Consider the following 24,069-nt stretch of genomic DNA (forward strand, 5'->3'; position numbering starts at 1 on the left):
CTTTAATTTGTCTTCAACGGTTCCGCTGAACCATTTACTCAACCTTATAGCCTATCCAAATAACTCAAACCAGCTTTAATACTTAAATTTAAATTCTCAGTTTGAAGGGATGTAACTAATTACTTCTTCTTTCCTTTAGCTGCAGCGGCTGCCTGTCCCGGTTTCGGACGTTTAGCGCCGTATTTGGAACGTCTCTGAGTACGTCCGTTTACGCCTGCAGTATCCAAGGTTCCACGTACAATGTGATAACGTACACCAGGAAGGTCCTTCACACGACCGCCGCGAACCAATACGATTGAGTGTTCCTGCAGGTTGTGTCCTTCTCCCGGAATGTAAGAGTTTACTTCTTTTCCATTTGTCAAACGAACTCTCGCTACTTTACGCATTGCAGAGTTAGGTTTCTTCGGAGTTGTCGTGTAAACACGTACGCAAACGCCACGTCTCTGCGGACATGAATCCAATGCGGGTGATTTACCCTTTTCCACCAAAGTTTCCCTTCCTTTTCTAACTAATTGCTGAATTGTAGGCATTTCTTTTCTTTTTTAAACTTTGAATGTGTTATTATTATAATTATCTATTTCTTTATTTTGAGCTGCAAAGGTACACATTCTTTTCGGACTATCAACAAGTTGCGCCTTCTTTTTCGTGCACTTCACGCTAAAACGCTGCAAAGGTACGCATTTGTTCCCGTTTCACAAGACGCATCTTTTATCCATTTACAAATAATTAACAGTTATTTTTCCTTACAAGACCGGATAAGCCGGTCGACCGGCTCCCTTCCTTGAAAAATCGGACAGGCATCGGATAAAGAATCGATGCCTGTCCGATTCGCGTTCGATGCCCATCGGATCGAGAGCGAATGGCTATCCGAAAAAGGTATCGCCCCCCTCCAACCGATTATTTGAAACGTTTCTCCAATTCTTCATCCGTCAATTTCGAGATAATGGTCTTTCCATCGGGAGTCAGGTTCGATTCCTGACAGGAAAAAAGAGAAGCGAGCAAGTTATCCATTTCTTCGCCGGAAAGGAGTTTTCCCGGACGGATAGCAGCCGCTTTAGCCAGAGAAAGCGCCAGCGAAGCACAGATTTCCTCCTGCACTTCACAGCCGGTCTCGATCGCACGGTCCACCATATTACGGATCAAAGAGACCGGATCAAGATTCTCCACGCCGGCAGGAAGACCGTTGATAGCATAGCTGTTGTTCCCCAGGTCCGTCAGATCAAAACCGATAAACCGCATATCTTCGAGCAAGACCGGCAAGGCAACGGCTTCGCCGGCGGTGAAATCGATAATCTCAGGGAAAAGGACTTGCTGGGAAGCCCCTCGCTGTTGCCTGATGTTCGCAATGTACTGGTCGAACAGAATGCGGACATGGGCGCGGTGCTGGTCGATCAAAGCCAAGCCCGACTTCAAAGAAGTTATGATATATTTTCCTTTATATTGGTAACAAGGGTTGGACACATCATTGAACAAACTGCCCGAAGCATCCTGGACAGCCCCTTCGTCCGCCTCGATGGCCGGTTCCGAAATATCAGAAGCCAAGAGTGTTTCGGCCAATGCCGGATCCTGCCCTATGGCAGTCCGGTCTTCCTCGAAATCATTATAAAGCTTGGACCAGTCGAACTCCGGTTTCTTATAAGAAGAGGTTTCGAAAGGATTATACCCGGAATCCACCTGCACGCGGGGAGCTTTATAAGGAGCCGCTTCCTTCGCCGGATTATACACCGGGATATCGATAGCGCCCTCCACATCGAAATCGATGGTCGGGATCGCACTGGACTTGGCCAACGCTTCACGGGTCGCAGCCATCAGGATTTGCCAGATCGGCTGCTCGTTCTCAAACTTGATCTCCGTCTTGGTCGGATGGATATTGACATCTATCGTCGCCGGGTCGAGCGTGAAATAGATGAAATAGTTCGGTTGCTCGCCTGCCGGGATCAGTTGCTCGTAAGCCTGCATGACCGCTTTGTGAAAATACGGATGCTTCATGAAACGTCCGTTTACAAAGAAATACTGCAAAGCCCCCCTCTTCTTCGCCGAATCGGGCCGCCCCACAAAGCCGGAAATCGTCACCAGCGGACTTTGCGCATCCACAGAAAGAAGTTTCTGGTTCAGCGTTTTTCCATATACATTAATAATACGTTGCCGCAAGCCGGACTCAGGCAGGTTAAATATCTCCGTGTCATTATGGTAAAGAGACAAAGCGACCTGCGGATTGACCAATGCGATCCGTTCGAACTCATTGATGATATTCCGGAACTCCGTCTCATTCGACTTCAGGAACTTCCGACGTGCCGGGACGTTGAAGAAGAGATTCTTGATTGAAAAAATACTTCCTTCGGTACAGGCATCCGGTTCGACGCTCTCCAAATCGGAACCCGAAAAAACAAGATGCGTCCCCAACTCGGCTCCTTTCAGGCGTGTACGAAGTTCCACTTGCGAAACCGCCACTATCGAAGCAAGCGCTTCCCCCCGAAATCCCATCGTATGGAGTGAAAAAAGATCATCGGCAGTAGAAATCTTCGAAGTTGCATGCCGCTCGAAAGCCATCCGGGCATCCGTCTCGGACATACCCTTCCCGTCATCGATCACCTGGACCAATGTACGACCGGCATCCTTTATATTCACCTGAATATGTCCGGCACCGGCATCCACCGCATTTTCCACCAACTCTTTTACGACAGAGGCAGGACGCTGGATAACCTCGCCCGCCGCTATCTGATTGGCGATACTGTCAGGAAGTAAATGAATTATATCGCTCATTACATAAACAAAACCCAAAACAAGGCTGCCAATACGACTACCGCAAGCAACAATTTCATATTCTTATAAGTACGACTCCGGCGGTCATCACCTTTATCGCGGCTTTTCTTCAAATGCGAAGTACCTTCTATAAAGCTGCCTTTGATCTCTGCTTTATAATCTTCTGCGCTTAACTGGTCGTCCATGCCGATCTCGCGCTTCACCTTACGGATGCGATCTTCCATCGCCTCCTTGTGAGGATCCCAGTAGATCGGCTTGTGATCGAACTGGCGAGGCTTCCGCACATTATAAAATGAGAATAATGCCATAGTCTTTTATTGTTTGAAAATTCTTTGCTAATGTACGAATTTATTGCTTCTCTTAGGTGATTCCGCCGCTTTTCTTTTCACCACCTCGTAAATGTCATCCTTATCCTTCGGACGCAGATAGTCGAACCAATAAAAATCTTTCAACATCTTTTGGTCGGGCTTGAGGTCCGGGATCGGAGTCATGCTGCCGACCGGACTCGGCCAGATTTTCAATTTATCCAGCTTGTTATCTTTCACCCAGATCGTCAGGAACCCGCTCTTGGTTTCGTTCATCCCGACTTTCGCCCCATCCTTTTCCAACGGATAGAAAATGGATTCGGCATTTCCCGCCACATCGATCCGGCTGAGCGCCTGCCCCTCAAAATAGGCCTTCAGGTCGTTCCCCTTCAACTGGTTATAGTAACTCGAATCGACATGCTGCGCCGCAAAAGCGAACTGGATCACATGGGCATACTCGATCGTACTGTCATTCATATAAATGGCGATCGTATCGCCATACAGTTGATATTGTTCGTTCCAGATAACCGGCTCCGTGTACATATATAATACGGAGTCGCGCGTGTTGAACTGCATGGAGTCGCACACGCCCTGCATATCGGTCCGGTAGAAACGCACACCGTAAAAGGCCTTGATCTCCCGATAAGCAGAATCGACGGTCACCATCTGCAACGTATCGGCATGTAAGAACAAGGTGTCGCCTTGCGAATACTCAAGGAAGCGGGCGCTGTCGGTAGCAAAAGCATATCCGGTCTGTTCATTATAATAGCCATATTCGCCTTGGAGCGTCACATGCTGGGCCGTATCGACCAGGCTCATGTTCCCGTAAACCTCTCCCATGCCCGTATCCCGGTTGTAGAAGATGGAGTCGCCGATCAGGATCTTCTCACCCGATTCGACCTGCGACCGGTCCAGCAAGAGGGAAGTGTTGTTCACCGTATCATACCATCCTCTCGAAGTGTGGATCGTGCCGCTGTCCGAAACAATGACAGACGGCCCCAAGATGGTAGCGATCTTGGATTCCGTATCATAATGCAAAGTATCGGAATACAACGTGAAATCGGGATTCTCAAGCTGCACGCTGTCATTGAACACAGCCAGCTTCGTCCCCGGAGAATATTGCCCGTAGAAAGAGGAGAGCTGATTGAGGGAATCCACGATCAATCCGCCTTCAAAATAATATCCGATATTCGGAATGCGTTCATAATTGAGGCTATCCGTGAAGAGCGTCACCTGCCCGTTCTCCATCCGGACATTCTCGCGCAGATAAGCGACCTGCGTGTTCCCGTCATAAAAAAGATAATCCCCGTAGACAAACAGGGTGTCACCCTGCTCCATCCTGACATTGCTGAACGCTTCGAGCGAATTGGTCTGCTCGAAGAAATAAGCGCTGTCGCAATACATATATGAACTGTCATGCCGGAAACACACATCGCCGTTCAGGATCTGCGCATCCGGCTTCACGGCCTTATCGAAGGACAACGTATTGGAATGGATCAGGTAGACTTTCGTTTTTTTGTCCGGAACGGTATCCGCCGCGACCAGCAAACTATCGGCAGCCACCAGGCTGTCCACCGGGGCGACCGTCACGTCCTGTGCGCTCATGATAATCGTATCTGCACGCACAATGCTATCTTGAGCCTGTGCAAAAGCACAGACCGTCAACAGAAAAAACAGGCCTGTTAAAATAAATCTATTTACACTCCTCATTCTTTAATCCAGCCGGGATACTGGAAGTCACAATTACGCCAGCCGTCGCTGATACGCACGTATGTGCTTTTCTGCTTCTTAATGATCCAGTCATGCAGCAACTCTTCCCGCTTCCGGGATTCGACGATCGACTTCAATGCCTGATAGTCATCCGATATGTTTGCCTTATGCTGATCCACTCTGGCTTTCAGTTTTACAATAGCAACAATTTCCTTCTGCTTGTCGTTGATCATGGTGAAAGGTTTGGAGATATCGCCCACCTGCATCGTGTAGACCACCTTGCCGATTTCCTGCGGCAACTCGGACATTCCGAATTTCGGAGTGCTATGGTTGTCACTTTCATAGTTCTGGTTCACCATCAAACCTTTATTATTTCTCGTATCCTTGTCGGCAGAGATAAAAGTCGCCGCTTCTTCAAATGTGAATTTCTTTGCCGTCAAGTCGTTGTACAACGAGTCCATGCGCGTCATGCACTCGTTCAATTCCTTGTCCGAAACTTTCGGCTTCAGCAGGATATGGCGGCAGTTGATACGGTCGCCACGCTTTTCGATCAATTGGATAATATGATATCCATATTCGGTCTGCACGATCTGGGAAATCTTTTTCGGATCTTTCAGATTGAAAGCAACGTTGGCAAACTCAGGCAACAAACTGGTCTTGCCCAAAAATCCCAACTCGCCACCTCTTTTGGCCGATTCCGGATCTTCCGAATACAAACGGGCCAATGTCGAGAACTCATATTTCCCGCTGTTGATATCATCGGTAAACTGGCGAAGACGCGCCTTGATGGCATCCGTCTCTTCAAACGGGATCTTCGGTTCCATCGTGATGATCTGCACCTCTACCGTTGTCGGGATATTAGGCAGACTGTCTTTAGACAACTGACTGTAATATTTACGGACTTCGGAAGGCGTCAACTTGATCTCACCGATCAGCTGGCGCTTCATCTGTTCCACGGTCTGTTGCTCCATGATCATTTCCTTACGTTCGTCCTTCAGCTGGGAAATCTTTTTACCGAAATATTCCTCCAACTTTTCCTTGGAGCCCAACTGATTGATTGCTAAATTGATCCAACGGTCCGTTTCCTGGATCACCTGGCTTTCGCTCACTTCCACACTATCGATCTTCGCCTGGTTCAGGAACAGTTTCTGAACGGCCATCTGTTCGGGGAGCACGCAATAAGGATCACCGTCGAAACGCTGCCCCTCGTTTTGCAGATACAAACGCTGGCTCTCGATGTCCGAACGCAAAATCGCATCATCTCCTACCACCCACACAATTTCATCGATCACATTATCCTGTGCATACACCACACAAGATAAACAGGCAAGAATGAATACTGTTAAAATCTTTTTCATCATGTACTTCTCTATAAACTGCCGATCACGGTTCCGCGTAAAACTTGACGTCACCGCTCCTGACTGCGTCATTATATAATTCTTCTTCAAATTTCTTCAAAAATTCCACCTTGCGCAGATTCGTCAGCATCTCTACGATCTGCGCACTGGCATAGTCATAAGGCGCCACACTTCCCACAGGCAGATATTCCTTAATATTCAACAGATAGCAATATGTACTATCCGAAACTTCGACAAACTTGTTTGCCTTCAGGAAGTCGTTTGCATTCGACACATGCACCGGAATATTATCCATCACCTGGTCGAAGTCCACCCATTTGTCGTAAAAGTAGTCATAAATACTGGCATTCTGCACACTATACTTCTCAATTTTTTCTAAAGAAGCCTCAGAAGTCGATCTATACCATCCCTTTACATCAGCGATCCCGGGGGCATCCACCGGGATTTTCAAGAAGAGGCCTTTTACCAAAGCCTTGTCCAACACAAACTTTTTCTGGTTTTCTTCGTAATAACTCAGCTTGTCGCTTTCCTGAAATTCGGAAGAAAGCCTTTCTCTTATCAACTGCTCCTGATACCGGTAGCGGATCAGCGAATGACGGTATTCCTCCACCAGCTTATCCACTTCCGCCTTGTCTTCCCCCTCCAAGTTGCGCAAGGCCACATCGTAGACCAACGCATCCTTCACCCATTTCTTTTCCAGGCTTTCGGCGAGCAACATGCTGTCAGCCGAGGATAATCCGCGCGGGATCAACTGTTTCACCTCCGAACGTCCGAGCGTCCGGTCCTTCACTTTTACCAGCACATCCGCATCATCCGCAGGCTGCGTTCCCTTACAAGAACACAGCAAAGATACGAATGCTATAAAAATGAAGCAATATCTCATATAAAATTCTCTTTATTATTTCTTTGTCATTTTACTCACTTTCTTCACCAGCTTCCAGTTTATCGTCACCGGATATTTCTGATTCAGCCGTTCGATCCACTCGGCTTCCGCCTGGGCCTGTTGGTCCATCGGCTTGTTCCAGATTTCCTTGTTGCTGATGTCGAACAGCAGGATGCCATCCCGATATTCTTTCATAAGAAGTTCGAACTCCGGATGTTTTGCCGTCAGATTCTTACGTTCGGCAGTGGTCACGATATCGCGGATAAAAAGGTCGTAAACTTCCTGCATGAAATCTCCCGCATACGATTTCGTTGAGAACGGGCAACGCTGTATATAATAAGCGAACTCGCTCTGGGGGAAATCCGTGCCATTCAGATGAAACAAGGTCTTGTTCATCTCTTTCGCCTTCTCGTAGAAAGCAGGATCGGACGGGAAATAGTCGTTGCACAAGGCTTGCAGTTCGGCGTATGCTTCGGGATAGAAACGATAGCCGTACTCTTTCTTCATCCGCTCGTCGAACGCTCCGTAATATTCGAAGTTCCGTTCCCCCTGCGCCATCTGGCGGGACCACCCTTTTTTCTTGTCATCGAAAGACGGAATGCCTTTCTTCTCGATCAGCCTTATGATGTGATAACCGAAACGGGTTTGCACCGGCCGTGACAATTCCCCCGGAACGTTCAAGGCGAAAGCAGCCGCTTCGAACGGTTCCACCATCTCGCCGACACCGAAAGCAGGCAACTCGCCTCCCCGCTTGGCCGAACCGGCATCGGATGAATATTCTTTTGCCAACCCGGCAAAGTCCGCCCCGTCTTTCGCTTTCCGGTACACTTCTTCCGCACGGGACAATGAGTCGGTGAGGACATGCGCCACACGCACCAGCCCCGGATTCTGTTTCCGGCTGTGTATTTTTATGATATGGAAGCCCATGGTCGTCCGGACCGGCAAGGAGACGGAACCGACGGGCATCGAATAAGCGACATTTTCAAAAGCCTTAACCGTCTGCATCGGCAGCAGGCAGTGTACATATTCATAACCGACATTTTCCTTATCGGCATCTTTCAGTTCGTTGCCGACAGCGGCAAAGTCCTCTCCCGCCTGAATGCGGTTATAAGCCTCGATCGCTTTCTGATAGACAGCAACCGTATCTTTCGACAACGTACGCTGCGGCAAACGGAACAAAATATGGCTCAGTTCCAGCACTTCGCCATACCGGTCATATACGGCACGCACGGCCGCTTCCTCTCCGTCCTTATCCGACAGATAACTTGAAGTCAATTGGGCCCGATAGCCATCCAATTCATCTTTGAACGCTTTCGTCTTGTCCAGTCCCAAATCTTCCGCTTCCGCTACTTTCAGCTTGAAGTTCTTGAACAACTCCACATAGGCGTTCACGGATTTACGGTCGGACAGGTTAACTTCGCTATTCTTTTGCGCAATAAAAATAAATTCATCCAAGGGAATCTGCTTTCCGGCAACCGTCATCACAACCGAATCGGCCGGAACTTGTGCATTTCCTGTCATACAAGCGAATACCAAAGATAATACAAGCAACTTCTTCATTAATCCTTCTTTTACCATATCACGATATCGTTTACAAAAATAACACTAATCTAACGGAGATGCAGCCTAAAAAGTACATTGTTCCGTTAAATTAGTGTTTTTTATCAAATACGATACCATTCAATGTCTGTCACACCTTGCCCGAAAGATCAGCCAACCAACCGTAATTATCGAGAGTACTCATCAGGCAGGCCATATTCACCTCATTCATCAGGAAAGAAATCAATCCGGGAACACACAAGAATGAAATTGGAGAAAAAATAAACAAATAAAAAGCTGATAGCCACCGATAAGTTAACTATATTTGTCAGCAGAAAAGAAGTTACATGCAAAAAAACGACGACATAAAACTCAATTTCTGTCTGAATCCTCTCTCTTTTTTATATGGGGTTGGGGTATGGGTACGAAATCGACTTTTTGATTGGGGTGTTTTACATTCCCAACAATATTCTATTCCTGTGATTTGCATAGGGAACTTATCTGTAGGTGGAACGGGCAAAACTCCCCATACAGAATATATCATTCGTTTACTGAAAGATAAATACCGAATAGCAGTTTTAAGCCGGGGGTACAAAAGAAAAACATCAGGGTTTATTCTTGCCAATCCGGAAAGCACCAGTTTAGAGATCGGGGATGAACCTTTTCAAATGAAAAACAAATTCCCGGATATACTTGTAGCTGTCGATGCTAATCGCCGCCGGGGGATCCAAAATCTTTTATCCCTACCGGAAAAAGACAGACCTGAAGTGATCTTGTTAGACGATGCATATCAACATCGGTATGTGCGCCCCTCACTTTCGATCGTGTTGAGTGACTACCATCGTTTGTTTTATCATGACAAACTAATGCCTACGGGACACCTGCGCGAACCGATAAGCAATATAAACCGAACGGACATTGTGGTTGTTACTAAATGTGACGAAGATATGAAGCCAATCGATTTCCGTATTATTGAAGAAAATATGAAGTTGCGGGCTCATCAGTTACTTTTTTTCACCCATATTGTTTATGGAGAAGTCGAACCTGTATTCCCCTCAGATGCTCGTTCCTTAAACCATAAGAATATCAGGAAAGATGATGATATTTTATTGATATCGGGAATTGCGGCTCCCACTCCGTTTATTCGTAAGGCAGAAGAGTATTCAAACAAAGTGGTACCGATAATTTTTCCCGATCATCATACATTTAGCAAATCGGATTTCAAAAAGTTGGAGGCGACATTCGAAAGGATGGCTTCACCGGGAAAACTGATTCTGGTGACAGAAAAAGATGCAGCACGTCTAAAAAACAATCCGCTTGTTCCGGAAAGTTGGAAGAAATTTTTATATTATCTGCCGATTGTAATCCGGTTTTGCAATGAGCAGAACTTTGATGAGACAATAAAAAAACATATCATCACATTCAAAAAAAATAGTATTTTACAAAACAAATATGAGCAACAGAACAGAAATATCAACATTAGGTGAATTCGGTTTGATCCGCCACCTGACTGACAGAATTGAAATAAAAAACGATAGTACGATAAAGGGCGTAGGTGACGATGCCGCAATCCTTTCCTATAAGGATAAACAAGTGCTTATCACCACCGATCTGCTATTAGAAGGTATTCATTTCGACCTGACTTATGTACCGCTAAAACATCTCGGATATAAATCGGCTGTTGTAAATTTCTCCGATATCTACGCTATGAACGGCCTGCCCAAGCAGATCACTGTATCGCTTGGCATCTCCAAACGTTTTTCTGTTGAAGATGTAGAAGATTTTTATGCCGGGCTAAAGTTAGCCTGCGATGTGTATGGGGTCGACATTGTGGGAGGAGACACTTCTGCATCTCTCACAGGACTTTGCATCAGTATCACTTGTATTGGAGAAGGAGAAAAAGACAAGGTCGTTCTTCGCAGCGGAGCCAAAGAGACGGATTTGATATGTGTTTCCGGTGATTTAGGAGCCGCTTATATGGGATTGCAGTTACTTGAACGCGAAAAGCGGGTATTCAAAGGTGAAAAAGATTTCACACCGGATTTTACAGGCAAAGAATATCTATTGGAACGCCAGCTAAAACCGGAAGCCCGTAAAGATATTGTCGAGATGCTTCATTGTGCAGGGGTTATCCCTACAGCAATGATGGACATATCAGACGGTCTTTCTTCCGAACTTTTACATATTTCAAAAGAAAGCAATGTCGGATGTCGCATATATGAAGATAGAATTCCTATCGATTATCAAACTGCTGCGATGGCTGAACAATTTAATATGAACTTGGTAACCGCAGCTTTAAATGGCGGTGAAGACTATGAACTACTTTTCACTGTTCCTCTCACCGATCATGACAAAGTCTCTGAAATGAAAGGTATTAAAATAATTGGTCATATCACAAAACCCGATCTCGGTAACTACCTGGTAGGCCGCGATGGAGGCGAAGTCGAATTAAAAGCACAAGGTTGGAATTCTCTGGAAGAATAAAAATTCAATAAAAAGTCGCTCCATCTATTGCAAGATTCAAAAAAGTCCGTATCTTTGCACCCGTTAAACAAAACAACGGTGCCATAGCTCAGTTGGTAGAGCAAAGGACTGAAAATCCTTGTGTCCCCGGTTCGATTCCTGGTGGCACCACTTTGTAAAAATGCTAATTGCTAATAATAAGGCGGTTAGCATTTTTACTTTATCTCGATTCTTGAACATTGATACAGTTTTGATACCACACACAATATCAAGCATCTCGTACATCGACATGTCTACTGTATATTTCCCGTCTTTCAGACAGTAGTAACAGAAGATACTTCTTTAAGATAATGATTTTCTATTTGGCAATCTTTTGATTTCTAAAAGGCGTTCTATATCACTAAACAACACGGTATTTTTCAACTCAAACATAATCCACTTACCGTCATGATAAATAGTAGCTTCATCATATAATGTTTGTACTTCTTTTGAGAACAGTTCTCGTTGCATTTCAAATTTATCACGTTCTCCTTTGCCTAATATAACCATAAAGCCAAAGGAATTTTCTTTAGCGTATAAAGCGCAGAGAGTTTTTCCACCTCTGCGATACTTATATTCATATTTCCATTTTTTCCCGCCACTGTTCCACAACCGTTCCATCTCATACTTATGCTCAATTAAAAGACAGAGGGTATTCCATATTTGATAAAGTCCTTTTCCTATCAAAGACTCTATAACTTCCGGAGTAGGTATTTGAAAGTCCTTCTCCATGATAAATTGTAACAACTTGATTTATATGGCAAAATAGCTATTTTTTTATTTATTCAGTTATCTAAAAGGTTGCCCTACATCAACCGGCTTTATAACCGGAATGCGGACAACCTTTTATAAAGTATAAGTATATTACAAGTCTTTACTATTCTCCCCTACTGTAATTCGGAGCCTCCTGCGTTATTGCCACATCATGCGGATGGCTTTCCAAGACTCCCGCATTCGTGATACGCGCAAACTTGGCATTATGCAATTCGCCGATATTATGCGCTCCGCAATATCCCATTCCGGCACGTAATCCGCCTACCATCTGGTAGATGACTTCATACAACGAGCCTTTATACGGAACGCGGGCAGCAATACCTTCCGGAACCAGCTTTTTCACATCATCTTCCACATCCTGGAAGTAGCGGTCTTTCGAACCTTTCTGCATGGCCTCCAACGACCCCATCCCACGATACGACTTGAACTTACGTCCGTTGAAGATGATCGTTTCGCCCGGCGACTCTTCGACACCGGCCAACAAGGATCCCATCATGACGGAAGATCCTCCGGCTGCAATCGCTTTCACGATATCACCCGAATAGCGCAGGCCGCCATCGGCAATCAATGGGACGCCTGTGCCCTTAAGCGCCTTCGCCACATCGTAGATGGCAGACAGTTGGGGAACACCCACACCTGCAATCACGCGGGTCGTACAAATGGAACCCGGACCGATACCCACTTTTACGGCATCCGCACCGGCTTCAACCAAGTATTTGGCAGCTTCGCCCGTTGCGATATTACCGACCACACAATCGATATGCGGGTACTGGGATTTGATCTGCTTCAACACATCGACAACTCCTTTGGAGTGTCCGTGTGCCGTATCGATCACCAGCGCATCCGCACCGGCTTCAACCAACGCAGCCACACGTTCGAACGTATTGAAGGTCACGCCTACGCCGGCAGCCACACGCAGGCGGCCTTTTGAATCCTTGCAGGCGGTCGGTTTATCTTTTGCCCGTGTAATATCTTTATAGGTAATCAGGCCGACCAGCTTGTTATGGCTGTCGACAACCGGAAGTTTCTCGATCTTATGCTGTTGCAGGATGCTGGCAGCAGCTTCCAAATCGGTCGACTGGTCTGCAACAATCAGGTTTTCTTTCGTCATCACCTCGTCGACCGAACGGTTCATATCCCGTTCGAAACGCAGATCACGGTTCGTCACGATACCCACCAGACAGCCCGATTCGTCGACGACGGGAATGCCCCCGATCTTATATTCCTTCATCATCCCCAAAGCATCGCCGACGGTCTTTCCCCTCGCAATGGTGACGGGGTCATAGATCATACCGTTCTCGGCACGTTTCACGCTCTGAACCTGCTTGGCCTGTTCTGCGATCGTCATGTTCTTATGGATCACACCGATACCGCCTTCGCGGGCGATCGCAATTGCCATCTTCGCTTCGGTAACCGTATCCATGGCTGCCGAAACCATCGGGATATTCAAAGCGATGTTACGGGAAAACCGTGTCGTAAGATCGACATTACGAGGGAGGACTTCCGAATAAGCCGGAATCAACAACACATCGTCGAACGTCAGTCCGTCCATAACCACTCTATCTGCAATAAATGACATAGAACTTATGCTTTAAAATTATTATTATTTAATTTGCCATCTCCGACAGGAACTTAATACGGACAAGACGGATCTCTTCTTCAGTATAGTCGCCGCCCAATTCCTCAATGGCATCTTCCAGATCGTCCGTTTCCGAATCCTTGAAGTATTCATAAATGTCGTCGATATGGTCTTCGTCCATCACATCGTTCACAAAGTAGTCGATATTGATGCGGGTTCCGGAATAAACGATCGCCTCTACTTCGTCGAGCAGTTCGTTAAACTCCAACCCGTTCGTCATGGCGATCTCGTCTAACGCCACCTTACGGTCGATGCGCTGGATGATCGAAACCTTCAGTTTGGATTTGTTAGCAACGGTGCGGACGCGAAGGTCTTCGGGACGTTCGATCTCGTTTTCTTCCACGTGTTTCTTGATCAATTCAACAAACTCCTTGCCATATCTCTTTGCCTTACCAGCTCCGACACCCGGAATATTCTGCAATTCCTCCAATGTCACCGGATAGGTGGTGGCCATCGCTTCCAGAGACGGGTCCTGGAAAATAACGAAAGGAGGCACTTCCAGACGTTTGGACAGCTTCTTGCGCAAATCCTTCATCATCGAATAGAGAATCGGGTCGACGGCACAGGTCGCTCCACCACGTACGGGGACTTCTTCTTCCTCTTCGTCGAATTCGTTGTCCTCGGTAATCTTGAAAGAGACCGGTTTCTTGATAAATTCTTTTCCTTTATCCGTAATCTTCAACAAGCCGTAATTTTCGATGTCCTTTGCCAGGTATCCGGCAATCAGGGCCTGACGGATAACGGCATTCCATCTCTTCTCATCTTCATCCGAACCGGAACCGAAAACTTCCAGTTCATTGTGTTTGTAAGATTGTATTTCGGAGGTCTCGTTGCCAACCAACATATTGACAATATATTCTGCCTTGAATTTTTCCTTTAACGTACTTATTACTTCAAGTACGGCGCTTAATAATTCCTTTGCTTCCACTTTCTTTTTGGGGTTCAAACAATTATCACAATTTCCACAATTTTCTTCCAGGTATTCTTCACCGAAATAGTGCAACAAGACTTTTCGCCGACATACGGAAGTTTCGGCATATGCGGCAGTTTCCAGAAGCAGCTGCTTCCCGATCTCCTGCTCGGCCACCGGTTTCCCCTGCATGAATTTTTCCAACTTCTGCAAATCTTTGTAGGCATAAAAGGCGATACACTGGCCCTCGCCGCCATCACGGCCGGCTCGTCCGGTTTCCTGGTAATATCCTTCGAGGCTTTTGGGAATATCATAATGGATGACATACCGCACGTCGGGCTTGTCGATTCCCATACCGAAAGCGATGGTAGCGACGATCACGTCCGCTTTTTCCAGCAGGAACGCATCCTGGTTACTCGAACGCTGCTGCGTCTCCATGCCGGCATGATAAGGGAGCGCCTTGATGCCGTTTGCTTTCAGTATATCGGCAAACTCTTCCACCTTCTTGCGGCTCAAGCAATAGATAATACCGGATTTTCCCTCGTTGGATTTAATATATTTGATAATCTCGCGGTCGATATTCGCCGTCTTGGGACGAATCTCATAATATAAATTAGGACGGTTGAAGGAGGATTTAAAAACAGAGGCGTCGATCATTCCCAGGTTTTTCTGGATATCGTGCTGCACCTTCGGAGTGGCTGTCGCCGTCAAGGCAATCAACGGGCGTTTGCCGATTTCGTTTATGATGGGACGGATACGACGATATTCCGGGCGGAAATCATGTCCCCATTCGGAAATACAATGGGCTTCGTCTACAGCATAAAACGAAATATCGATTTGACGCAGGAACTCCACATTCTCATCCTTGGTCAACGATTCCGGAGCCACATAAAGCAACTTCGTCCGGCCGCTGCGGATGTCGTCTTTCACTTGGTCGATAGCCGATTTATTCAAGGAAGAGTTTATGAAATGGGCAACCCCGTCCTCTTCGCTGAAATTGCGCATGGCATCCACCTGGTTTTTCATCAGGGCTATCAAGGGAGAAATCACAATGGCCGTCCCCTGCATCATGAGAGAAGGCAGTTGGTAACACAAAGATTTTCCTCCTCCGGTCGGCATCAATACAAAGGTATCATTTCCTGCCAACACATTTTCGATGATCGCTCTTTGATTTCCTTTAAAAGTTCCAAAACCAAAATGTTTTTTGAGCGCTTCCGTTAATTTATCCTTCTTCGCCATACTTATTCATATTTTAAAAACCGCCGATCAGGCCATCTGTAGACGGTTTACGTCCGATTTTTCAAACTTTTCCTTCGCATACTCCAGCGTAACATGGAGCTTCTTTTTATTTGCGGATGGCATACTGTACATGGCATCCATCATCACAGCCTCCACAATGGAACGCAAGCCGCGTGCTCCCAATTTGAATTCAAGCGCCTTGTCGACAATGAATTCGAACACGTCTTCGTCAAATGTCAGTTTAATATCATCCATCGCAAACAATTTGATGTATTGCTTGATGATCGAGTTCTTCGGTTCCGTCAGGATATTACGAAGCGTGCTCCTGTCCAACGGGTTCAAATAGGTCAAGATAGGCAGACGTCCGATGATTTCCGGAATCAGACCGAACGATTTCAGGTCGGTTGGCGTGATATATTTCAGCAGATTGTTACGATCCACCTGCGCCGTGTTTTCGTTTGCGGCGTATCCTACGACACGGGTATTCAAACGTTGGGCGATTTTCTTCTCTATTCCGTCGAAAGCGCCACCACATACAAACAGGATATTCTTCGTATCCACGGCAATCATTTTCTGTTCCGGATGCTTGCGGCCTCCCTGCGGGGGTACGTTCACAATGGAACCTTCCAAGAGTTTCAGCAAGCCTTGCTGCACGCCTTCGCCACTCACATCACGGGTAATAGAGGGATTGTCGCTCTTACGGGCGATCTTGTCTATTTCGTCGATAAAGACGATACCGCGTTGCGCCGCCTCCACGTCATAATCGGCCGCCTGCAACAGGCGGGTCAAAATGCTTTCTATGTCCTCCCCCACATAACCGGCTTCCGTCAGGACCGTCGCATCCACAATGGCAAACGGTACATGAAGCAGTTTGGCGATCGTACGGGCAAGCAGCGTTTTACCTGTCCCCGTAGCACCCACCATAATAATATTCGATTTCTCGATCTCGACATCATCCGATGTCACTTTCTGGATCAAACGTTTGTAGTGATTATACACTGCAACCGACAGATAACGTTTCGCGTCGTCCTGTCCGATCACATATTGGTCCAGAAAAGCCTTAATATCCTCCGGCTTCGGCAGGTCTTTCTTGTTCAACCCGAAAGAACTCCCTTTGCCAGGCATTTGTTCTTTTACTATTTCGTACGCTTGCTGTGCACATTCATCGCAGATAGCACCCGAGATTCCGTTAATCAACATATTAACGTCCCGGGCACTGCGCCCGCAAAACGTACAGCTATCGCCTGTTTTGGCCATTCCGTATTTGTTTTTTAAAAGGGGCTTTTGAGACAGCCCCTTACATTAATATTATTTGTTACGAACCAAGACTCTATCAACCATACCGTAGGCCAAGGCTTCTTCTGCCGTCATCCAGTAGTCACGGTCGCTATCGTGTTCAACCTTTTCATAAGGCTGGCCGGAATGAGTCGATATAATCGTGTAGAGTTCCTTCTTTACTTTCAGGATTTCACGGGCTGTGATCTCGATATCCGAAGCCTGTCCCTGCGCACCGCCTAACGGCTGGTGGATCATCACGCGGGAATGAGGCAACGCCATACGCTTGCCTTTCGTTCCGGCTACCAGCAATACCGCAGCAAAAGAAGCAGCCATGCCTGTGCAGATAGTCGACACGTCGCTACTGATAAACTGCATCGTGTCATAAATGCCATATCCTGCATAAACAGAACCGCCGGGCGAATTGATATAAATTGAAATATCCTTGCCGGGATCGCTTGAATCCAGATACAACAACTGCGCCTGGATTACATTTGCCGTATAATCGTCAACCTGTGTACCTAAAAAAATGATACGGTCCATCATCAACCGTGAAAAAACGTCCATCTGAGCAACGTTCAATTGGCGCTCTTCGATAATCGTCGGAGATATGTAACTGCTGGTTATATTCATATAACTGTCCAGCGCGTTACTGTTCATCCCTAAATGCTTCGTTGCATACTTTCTGAAATCTTCCATAATCTATAGTCTTATTGTGTTGCCGAAAAGTCATAAAAAAAGGGATTCCCCTCTTACTTATCGGAATAACAAAGTTATAAATAAATTTCTGAAAGAAACAACTTATTTGCTGTCCGATAAGATATTTTTTCGAGAGAAAGCCCTTTTTAGATAAAAAAAGCAGCTACTGCTGCTTTTTCTGGTCGTTTTATTCTTCAAAAAGTTTATTGAACTCGTCGGCTGTCACATCCTTAGTATCCAGCTCGACCTGTCCTTTCAACCAGCCTGCCAGTTTTTCTTCAACCGCACGGTCGATGATATTCTGCAGCGTCTGCTTGTTTTTCAAAATGTCTTTAGCATAGTTAGCCAATATGTCTTCCGGCACGGAAAGCATTCCATACTGGGCGAACTGTGCTTTCGCTACACGCTTGGCGAAGTCTTCGATGTCAGCATCTTCCACTTTCAATCCGTTTTCCTTCACCAGATTTTCTTTGATCAACTGATATTTCAAATCTTCTATGATCTGAGGATATTCCTCGTCGATCTTTTCTTTCGTGTTCTTGTCATTGGCAACCAGCAACCAACGTTTCAGCAGGTCTTCAGCAAATGCCATTTCACCGGCTTTCTGAACCAGCAGGTCACGGGCGTCAACCAGGAATTTGAAGTCGCTCTGCGGAGTAAACTGTTCAGCCAGAGCTTCACGGATCTTGTTCTTGAATTCTTCTTCGCTGGTGACGACACCTTCGCCGAAGACTTTGTCAAACAATTCCTGGTTCAGTTCTGCATTCTTATGACGAGTCACTTCTGTGATTTCAAAACTGAAATCGCCAGTGATACCGCTAACGGCTGCTTTGTCCACTTTCAGGAAAGAAGCGATTTCGGCTTCTGCACCTTCATATGCCTTGTTCGGATTGAATACGATTACGGAGTTCTTCTTTGCACCGATGAATTTGGCTTTTTCAGCTTCATCCTTAATATACATCGGCATCAAAACGGCATCTTCAACAACGATACCTCCTTCTTTCGGAGAACCGTTTTCCAGTTCGGCAACCGTACCTTTCACCAAGTCTTTTTCTTCTACATCCTCAACCTGGTCGTATGCTCCGAAGTTAGCCTGATAAGCCTCAACTTGTTTGCCGATCATTTCGTCGTCGATATTAACTTGGTAATAAGGAACTTTGTCATTTTTGGACAGTTCGATCTTGATTTCCGGAGCCAACGCTACATCAAAACAAAATTCGAAGTCTTCCTGAGTATCGAAGTTGATTTCTTTCTGTTCAGTTTCGTTAGGCAGCGGTTCACCCAAAAGGTTCAGTTTGTTTTCACGGATATAGTTGTACAGATTTTCAGAAACCAGTTTATTGATTTCATCAGCCAATACATGCTTACCATACATTTTCTTTACCATACCCATCGGGACCATACCTTTACGGAAACCCGGTACATCTGCTTTCTGACGGAAACTGCGAAGGCTCTTTTCAACCTTGTCTGCATAGTCAGCTTTCACTATTTCCAATTTCACAATGCCTTTTGTAGCATCAATGTTTTTAAACGAAACGTTCATTCTGAATGATTTATTTAATTAATAGTCTTGTTCGAATTTTAGGGTGCAAAATTAGACTTATTCTTTTAATCTCGCAAATTGTTTGCTTAATTTGTCATAACCGAGATAAATTTAGGAGCAATATTATTTTTTTCAAGCTAAAATGTTGTTTATCTAAAATAAATGCATTCCTTTGCGATGTGAAAGGGCATTAACCTTGAACGTACCTAACATTGTTTTTTATTTCTTCATTTACTCGTTACTTGTCGAATATCTCTCACTGTTACGAAATTCCGGTTTACAACTTTCATTAAGTAACAATTTTATTTTTAAATTTTCTATTTTTATGAACATTTATGTTGGTAACCTGAACTATCGTGTTCGGGAAGATGATTTGAAACAAGTAATGGAAGAATACGGTACGGTTGAATCCGTAAAGATCATCAAAGACCGTGAAACAGGCAAATCAAAAGGCTTTGGCTTCGTTGATATGCCGGACGATGAAGCTGCCAAGAAAGCGATCGCCGAGTTGAACGAAGCTGAATTCGAAGGCCGTCAGATGGTAGTTAAAGAGGCCCGTCCTAAATAATTACTTTTCCGGGAAAAAATAAGAAACTTCTGCTTATCTTTGGGCAGAAGTTTTTTTATGCTTAAAAATATGTTCTTAAAAGGTATATATGCCGGAAGGCCGGCCATCTTCCAATTGATCGTCCTGCTTCTGCTGGTTCTCGCAGGTGCAGTTTTTTCATCGCTGATTGTCATGGGGTCATTCTACATGATCTATGGTTTGCAGACCGAGATAACACAATATCCCGACATGATGCGTTTGCTGCAACTTTTTTCAGCTATCGGGACATTTCTCTTCCCGGCATTGTCACTTGCGTGGTTGTGCAGCAACAATCCGAAAGAATATCTGTCGATCGGGAAAGTACCTAAAGGGCATATTTTGTTTCTTACGTTTCTAAGTGTCTTTTTACTTTCTCCTACCATCAGCCTGACCGGATTACTGAACAAGCAGATGGAATTACCTTCTTTTATGGAACCTGTTGAAAACTGGATGCGGTCACAAGAAGAAACCGCCGAACGGTTAACCTTGACATTGCTGGCAGGGAAGGGGATCATAACCCTGCTTTTTAACCTGATCGTCATTGCCGTGGCTGCCGGAGTGACAGAAGAATTCCTTTTCAGAGGCGCTTTACAACGGATTATCGGGAAATGGACACATAATCATCATATCGTTATCTGGAGTGCAGCCATTATTTTCAGTGCTTTCCACATGCAGTTTTTCGGTTTCCTGCCCCGTATGCTGTTAGGCGCTTATTTCGGATATTTGCTCTATTGGAGCCGGAATATCTGGATACCGGTCTTTGCCCATTTCGTCAACAATACATTTGCCGTAATCAGCATGTCGGACGCCCGGTTGAAAGATAATGAATTTATCACCGGGGATATCTCCACAGAAAATCTGCTGCCTTACACAATTGTAGCCATTATCACGCTTTATCTGTTTCATTATTGTACTAAACACATAAAAAAACAACTCGCAGACCAATAAAAAGTCAGAAATCTTTTTTGCGAAGCACAAAGTCTTTACCCAGATATTTTTCACGCACAATTTCGTTCTCGGCCAACTGCTCGGCTGTTCCCTGGAAAAGCACTTTTCCTTCGAACAGCAGGTAGGCGCGGTCACAGATGCTCAAAGTCTCGTACACGTTATGGTCCGTGATCAGAATCCCGATATTCTTGTGTTTCAGCTTCGCGACAATACTCTGGATATCTTGCACGGCAATCGGGTCTACTCCGGCGAACGGTTCGTCAAGCATGATAAATTTCGGATCGATAGCCAGACAGCGGGCGATCTCGGCACGTCGGCGTTCACCTCCGGACAACTGGTCCCCTAAATTCTTCCGTACCTTATTCAAGCCGAATTCGGCAATGAGGCTTTCCAGTTTTTCTTTCTGGTATTCAGGAGTCGTCTCAGTCATTTCCAGTACGGAACGGATATTATCCTCCACCGTCATTTTACGAAAAATAGACGCCTCCTGGGCCAAGTAACCGATACCGTTACGGGCGCGTTTATACACAGGAAACTTCGTGATCTCCATATCGTTCAAGAATATCTTCCCTTCATTGGGAGTCACCAATCCTACCGTCATATAGAAAGTTGTCGTTTTCCCGGCTCCGTTCGGTCCGAGCAATCCCACGATCTCTCCCTGCTTCACATTGATCGAAACATGATTTACAACGGTACGCGTCTTATATTTCTTAACGAGATCCTCCGTACGGAGCACCATTTGTTGTTCGTCTGCCATATCCAATATCTTTACCGCAAAGAAACGGAATTAATTCCTTCTATACAAATTGTTTTGAATTTACAGAAAAAACGATTCGAAATACGAGTCAACCGACTATAAGCCAACTTCCCAAATTTCGCTCCTCCGCACTGAAAGAGACACCGACTTTTATCAACTTGCGGCCATCTGCAAAATAAGGGATCAAATAACCTTTTTCATCTATTTGCCGGAGCGCATCTTCGGCACTACCATCAAGTTTAAATTCAAAAACATAGATAAAGTCAGGAGTACGGACTACAGCATCTGCACGTCCCCGACAACTTTGTATCTCAACATCGGCATATTGTCCTAACAGTTTGAAAACCAAGTAAAAAACAACCTGATAGTGGCGTTCGGTCTTTTCATTCAAAGCATACGGAAAATCGGCAAAAAAGGATTTCAAGCGAGTGAGAAAAGCCTCGGTTTCGCCGGCCCACAATTCATCGTTGAATTTACCGATATAAAACGGACCGTCAGCACCAGATACCGGCGTGTAAAGCGGAATCAGAAAATTCAGGAATCCATATTTCACTTCTTCATTCGGATAGCCCAATTTATAGAGGGCATAGCGGTTATTAAATCCTTTAATTGTCAGATAACCACTCTGATAAAGCATGGGGACAGGATTTCGGTAATCCGCACGATAATCGGTCAGGCTTGCAGCCGTCACTTCGATTCCTTCCAAATCACGGAGATCATAGTTCGTCTTCTTCAACAAATCGACTAAAAAGGTTGGTGTACCGGTAGCAAACCAGAAATTAGCCAATCGCTTTTTTGATAATGCACTTAATACACTGAAAGGATTGAACATGCCTTCCACAGCATCTTCACAGAAATAATAACCATCATACATTTGAGCCATCTTAGCAAGGATTCCGTCAAAAGAAAGTTTTTCCTTTTCCGCCAATGCCCATAACTCAGGTTCGAAATTTTCAGCAATTTCCCGACAGGTCAAACCGCAAAGTTCTGCATATTGCTCATCCAAACTAATATCATTCAACTGGTTTAACGTACTAAAGACGCCTACCTGGGCGAATTTCGTGACTCCGGTTATAAATATAAACCGTATATAAGGATCGGCACTTTTCAACACCGTATAAAAAGCAGTCAAAATGCGACGAAATTCATCCTGCAAATCCGTATCATGAAAAGTCTGTAACAAAGGTTTATCGTACTCATCAACCAAAATGACAACACGCTGTCCTGTTTTCTCATAAGCTGTACGAATCACATTCATAAAACGAATGGAAGAACTAATCTCGACCGACTCTATACCATATCGTTTTTCCCAATTAAGCAGCTGTTCATTCAACTTACCCTCCAAACGTGCTCCAGAGTCATATTTCTCCGCATTCAAATCCAAATGCAACACCGGATATTCAATCCAGTCTTTCTCCAGTTGTCCTATCGCTAACCCTTCAAACAGCTCTTTCTTTCCCTGAAAATAGGCCTCTAATGTAGACAGTAAAAGACTTTTGCCAAATCTCCTGGGACGGCTCAGGAAATAAGGTTTTCCCATTGTGACCAATTGATAAACTAAAGAGGTCTTATCAACATAAAGATACCCTTCCTGTCTTAGGAATTCAAAACTCTGTATCCCAATCGGTAATTTACGCAACGTAACTGTACTCATATTTCTTTATTTTCAGAATAAGACAAATGTAAGAATATAATCTTGAATAATCGATTATATTCTATAAAACAAAATACTCAAAGGCTGTGTTTCCGAACAACTCGTCCATGCGTCCTTATTGACTTACAGCCCAGTTTAGTTTAGATACAAACCAGAAGTATCAAGCAGGAAATGAACAGTTGTTCCCAGATTTGCGTTATATTTGCAGACTGTAATTGAATAGAAACATAATAAATGATGAATAAAGCATTACATCAAGTAGGTGAGTATGTCATGTTGATGGGGAAATGTATCTCCGTTCCAAACCGGTGGAGCATGTTCTTCAAGCAGCTGATAAAGGAAATATACAAATTAGGAGTCGATTCGCTCTGGATTGTCATTATCATTTCCATTTTTATCGGTACGGTTATCGCCATCCAGATTTCGCTGAACATCAGTTCACCGCTTATCCCTAAATTCACGATCGGATACACGACACGTGAAATTATCCTGCTGGAATTCTCTTCTTCCATCATGTCGTTGATTCTGGCGGGTAAAGTCGGCAGCAACATTGCCTCCGAGATCGGGACCATGCGTGTGACGGAGCAGATCGACGCGATGGAGATCATGGGAGTCAACTCCGCCAATTTCCTGATCCTGCCGAAGATGGTCGGTATGATGACTTTCATTCCGGTATTGGTTATCTTCAGTATGTTCACCGGTATTTTGGGAGGTATCGCAGCCAGCCATTCCACGGGCACAGGTATGACTCCCGCCTCTTTCGAATATGGTTTGCAGTTCTATTTCAATGAGTTCTACATCTGGTACTCCATCATTAAATCCGTCGTGTATGCGTTTATTATTTCATCCATAGCCGCCTATTTCGGTTATAATGTGAAAGGCGGTGCACTGGAAGTAGGCAAAGCCAGTACGAACGCAGTCGTTATGAGCAGTATCATGATTCTGCTGGCCGACGTGATCTTAACCAACTTAATGCTGACATAAA

The 24,069-nt window shown here is 45.2% G+C and carries 20 protein-coding genes and 1 tRNA gene; 6 read left to right on the forward strand and 15 right to left on the reverse strand.

From position 1 onward, the window contains the following. Positions 1-119: 119 nt before the first annotated feature. The 7 genes from rpsL to RDN79_RS01605 all read right to left on the reverse strand — a co-directional run bounded on the left by rpsL (position 120) and on the right by RDN79_RS01605 (position 8,597). Positions 120-530, reverse strand: coding sequence for a 30S ribosomal protein S12 (gene rpsL / locus RDN79_RS01575; RefSeq protein WP_005634721.1), 411 nt, complete (start codon positions 528-530; stop codon positions 120-122). Between the two features lie 367 nt (positions 531-897). Further along, a complete protein-coding gene (gene mutL, locus RDN79_RS01580) occupies positions 898-2,763 on the reverse strand; it encodes a DNA mismatch repair endonuclease MutL (protein ID WP_298550395.1) in 1,866 nt (621 codons plus the stop codon). Continuing rightward, on the reverse strand, positions 2,763-3,071 hold the full coding sequence (locus RDN79_RS01585; RefSeq protein WP_298550393.1) for a hypothetical protein: 309 nt from the start codon (positions 3,069-3,071) through the stop codon (positions 2,763-2,765). The genes mutL and RDN79_RS01585 overlap by 1 nt, the downstream gene beginning before the upstream one ends. Positions 3,072-3,098: 27 nt before the next feature. Then, on the reverse strand, positions 3,099-4,778 hold the full coding sequence (locus tag RDN79_RS01590) for an OstA-like protein (protein WP_308572796.1): 1,680 nt from the start codon (positions 4,776-4,778) through the stop codon (positions 3,099-3,101). Next, on the reverse strand, positions 4,775-6,139 hold the full coding sequence (locus tag RDN79_RS01595; RefSeq protein WP_298550389.1) for a peptidylprolyl isomerase: 1,365 nt from the start codon (positions 6,137-6,139) through the stop codon (positions 4,775-4,777). Before RDN79_RS01595 ends, RDN79_RS01590 begins: the two co-directional genes overlap by 4 nt. A gap of 22 nt (positions 6,140-6,161) precedes the next feature. Continuing rightward, a complete protein-coding gene (locus tag RDN79_RS01600) occupies positions 6,162-7,019 on the reverse strand; it encodes a peptidyl-prolyl cis-trans isomerase (RefSeq protein ID WP_298550388.1) in 858 nt (285 codons plus the stop codon). A gap of 15 nt (positions 7,020-7,034) precedes the next feature. Continuing rightward, positions 7,035-8,597 carry a peptidylprolyl isomerase gene (locus tag RDN79_RS01605; protein ID WP_308572797.1) on the reverse strand — a complete coding sequence of 521 codons (1,563 nt, stop codon included), beginning with the start codon at positions 8,595-8,597 and terminating at the stop codon, positions 7,035-7,037. 308 nt (positions 8,598-8,905) lie between these two features. Here RDN79_RS01605 and lpxK point away from each other — a divergent pair, with 308 nt between their 5' ends. From lpxK to RDN79_RS01620, 3 genes are all read left to right on the forward strand, one after another. Then, entirely contained in the window at positions 8,906-10,045 is a 1,140-nt protein-coding gene (gene lpxK / locus RDN79_RS01610; protein ID WP_298550384.1) for a tetraacyldisaccharide 4'-kinase, read from the forward strand. Further along, positions 10,011-11,042 (forward strand): thiamine-phosphate kinase, encoded by a 1,032-nt coding sequence (gene thiL / locus RDN79_RS01615; protein ID WP_298550382.1) that lies wholly within the window; start codon positions 10,011-10,013, stop codon positions 11,040-11,042. Before lpxK ends, thiL begins: the two co-directional genes overlap by 35 nt. A gap of 77 nt (positions 11,043-11,119) precedes the next feature. Next, positions 11,120-11,192 (forward strand) — tRNA-Phe (locus RDN79_RS01620). 171 nt (positions 11,193-11,363) lie between these two features. On the opposite strand, the gene RDN79_RS01625 is transcribed toward RDN79_RS01620, so the two are convergent. The 6 genes from RDN79_RS01625 to tig all read right to left on the reverse strand — a co-directional run bounded on the left by RDN79_RS01625 (position 11,364) and on the right by tig (position 19,139). Further along, on the reverse strand, positions 11,364-11,792 hold the full coding sequence (locus RDN79_RS01625; protein ID WP_298550380.1) for a DUF3788 domain-containing protein: 429 nt from the start codon (positions 11,790-11,792) through the stop codon (positions 11,364-11,366). 145 nt (positions 11,793-11,937) lie between these two features. Beyond that, positions 11,938-13,413: an IMP dehydrogenase gene (guaB, locus tag RDN79_RS01630; RefSeq protein ID WP_298550378.1), complete on the reverse strand. Its 1,476-nt coding sequence runs from the start codon at positions 13,411-13,413 to the stop codon at positions 11,938-11,940. 28 nt (positions 13,414-13,441) lie between these two features. Next, on the reverse strand, positions 13,442-15,622 hold the full coding sequence (recQ, locus tag RDN79_RS01635; RefSeq protein ID WP_298550376.1) for a DNA helicase RecQ: 2,181 nt from the start codon (positions 15,620-15,622) through the stop codon (positions 13,442-13,444). 27 nt (positions 15,623-15,649) lie between these two features. Then, positions 15,650-16,879, reverse strand: coding sequence for an ATP-dependent Clp protease ATP-binding subunit ClpX (gene clpX, locus RDN79_RS01640; protein ID WP_298550374.1), 1,230 nt, complete (start codon positions 16,877-16,879; stop codon positions 15,650-15,652). A gap of 51 nt (positions 16,880-16,930) precedes the next feature. Continuing rightward, positions 16,931-17,596, reverse strand: a complete 666-nt coding sequence (clpP, locus tag RDN79_RS01645; RefSeq protein WP_298550372.1) for an ATP-dependent Clp endopeptidase proteolytic subunit ClpP — start codon at positions 17,594-17,596, stop codon at positions 16,931-16,933. A 187-nt stretch (positions 17,597-17,783) separates the two neighbouring features. Next, entirely contained in the window at positions 17,784-19,139 is a 1,356-nt protein-coding gene (gene tig / locus RDN79_RS01650) for a trigger factor (protein ID WP_298550370.1), read from the reverse strand. A 325-nt stretch (positions 19,140-19,464) separates the two neighbouring features. Here tig and RDN79_RS01655 point away from each other — a divergent pair, with 325 nt between their 5' ends. Together RDN79_RS01655 and RDN79_RS01660 are read left to right on the forward strand one after the other, a co-directional pair. Continuing rightward, positions 19,465-19,707 (forward strand): RNA-binding protein, encoded by a 243-nt coding sequence (locus tag RDN79_RS01655; RefSeq protein WP_298550368.1) that lies wholly within the window; start codon positions 19,465-19,467, stop codon positions 19,705-19,707. Positions 19,708-19,776: 69 nt separating this feature from the next. Beyond that, the gene (locus RDN79_RS01660; RefSeq protein WP_298550366.1) at positions 19,777-20,673 is read left to right on the forward strand and encodes a CPBP family intramembrane glutamic endopeptidase; all 897 of its coding nucleotides are present in this window, start codon (positions 19,777-19,779) and stop codon (positions 20,671-20,673) included. A gap of 4 nt (positions 20,674-20,677) precedes the next feature. Here the strand turns inward: RDN79_RS01660 and lptB are convergent, their stop codons facing one another. Continuing rightward, positions 20,678-21,430: an LPS export ABC transporter ATP-binding protein gene (gene lptB / locus RDN79_RS01665; RefSeq protein WP_036658357.1), complete on the reverse strand. Its 753-nt coding sequence runs from the start codon at positions 21,428-21,430 to the stop codon at positions 20,678-20,680. Positions 21,431-21,518: 88 nt separating this feature from the next. Next, positions 21,519-23,084, reverse strand: a complete 1,566-nt coding sequence (locus tag RDN79_RS01670) for an ATP-binding protein (RefSeq protein ID WP_298550362.1) — start codon at positions 23,082-23,084, stop codon at positions 21,519-21,521. Between the two features lie 237 nt (positions 23,085-23,321). On the opposite strand from RDN79_RS01670, the gene RDN79_RS01675 reads away from it, so the two are divergent. After that, the gene (locus tag RDN79_RS01675; RefSeq protein WP_298550601.1) at positions 23,322-24,068 is read left to right on the forward strand and encodes an ABC transporter permease; all 747 of its coding nucleotides are present in this window, start codon (positions 23,322-23,324) and stop codon (positions 24,066-24,068) included. Position 24,069 lies beyond the last annotated feature (1 nt).

Source organism: uncultured Parabacteroides sp., from assembly GCF_902493135.1.
Taxonomy (GTDB): Bacteria; Bacteroidota; Bacteroidia; order Bacteroidales; family Tannerellaceae; genus Parabacteroides.

Coding starts and splice junctions, on each gene's coding strand:
- thiL (WP_298550382.1), top strand. CDS start 10,011: ATGAGCAACAGAACAGAAATATCAACATTAGGTGAATTCGGTTTGATC.
- RDN79_RS01660 (WP_298550366.1), top strand. CDS start 19,777: ATGTTCTTAAAAGGTATATATGCCGGAAGGCCGGCCATCTTCCAATTG.
- lptB (WP_036658357.1), bottom strand. CDS start 21,430: ATGGCAGACGAACAACAAATGGTGCTCCGTACGGAGGATCTCGTTAAG.
- clpX (WP_298550374.1), bottom strand. CDS start 16,879: ATGGCCAAAACAGGCGATAGCTGTACGTTTTGCGGGCGCAGTGCCCGG.
- RDN79_RS01675 (WP_298550601.1), top strand. CDS start 23,322: ATGAATAAAGCATTACATCAAGTAGGTGAGTATGTCATGTTGATGGGG.
- RDN79_RS01585 (WP_298550393.1), bottom strand. CDS start 3,071: ATGGCATTATTCTCATTTTATAATGTGCGGAAGCCTCGCCAGTTCGAT.
- RDN79_RS01605 (WP_308572797.1), bottom strand. CDS start 8,597: ATGGTAAAAGAAGGATTAATGAAGAAGTTGCTTGTATTATCTTTGGTA.
- RDN79_RS01600 (WP_298550388.1), bottom strand. CDS start 7,019: ATGAGATATTGCTTCATTTTTATAGCATTCGTATCTTTGCTGTGTTCT.
- guaB (WP_298550378.1), bottom strand. CDS start 13,413: ATGTCATTTATTGCAGATAGAGTGGTTATGGACGGACTGACGTTCGAC.
- recQ (WP_298550376.1), bottom strand. CDS start 15,622: ATGGCGAAGAAGGATAAATTAACGGAAGCGCTCAAAAAACATTTTGGT.
- RDN79_RS01670 (WP_298550362.1), bottom strand. CDS start 23,084: ATGAGTACAGTTACGTTGCGTAAATTACCGATTGGGATACAGAGTTTT.
- RDN79_RS01595 (WP_298550389.1), bottom strand. CDS start 6,139: ATGATGAAAAAGATTTTAACAGTATTCATTCTTGCCTGTTTATCTTGT.
- tig (WP_298550370.1), bottom strand. CDS start 19,139: ATGAACGTTTCGTTTAAAAACATTGATGCTACAAAAGGCATTGTGAAA.
- RDN79_RS01655 (WP_298550368.1), top strand. CDS start 19,465: ATGAACATTTATGTTGGTAACCTGAACTATCGTGTTCGGGAAGATGAT.
- lpxK (WP_298550384.1), top strand. CDS start 8,906: ATGCAAAAAAACGACGACATAAAACTCAATTTCTGTCTGAATCCTCTC.
- clpP (WP_298550372.1), bottom strand. CDS start 17,596: ATGGAAGATTTCAGAAAGTATGCAACGAAGCATTTAGGGATGAACAGT.
- mutL (WP_298550395.1), bottom strand. CDS start 2,763: ATGAGCGATATAATTCATTTACTTCCTGACAGTATCGCCAATCAGATA.
- RDN79_RS01625 (WP_298550380.1), bottom strand. CDS start 11,792: ATGGAGAAGGACTTTCAAATACCTACTCCGGAAGTTATAGAGTCTTTG.
- RDN79_RS01590 (WP_308572796.1), bottom strand. CDS start 4,778: ATGAGGAGTGTAAATAGATTTATTTTAACAGGCCTGTTTTTTCTGTTG.
- rpsL (WP_005634721.1), bottom strand. CDS start 530: ATGCCTACAATTCAGCAATTAGTTAGAAAAGGAAGGGAAACTTTGGTG.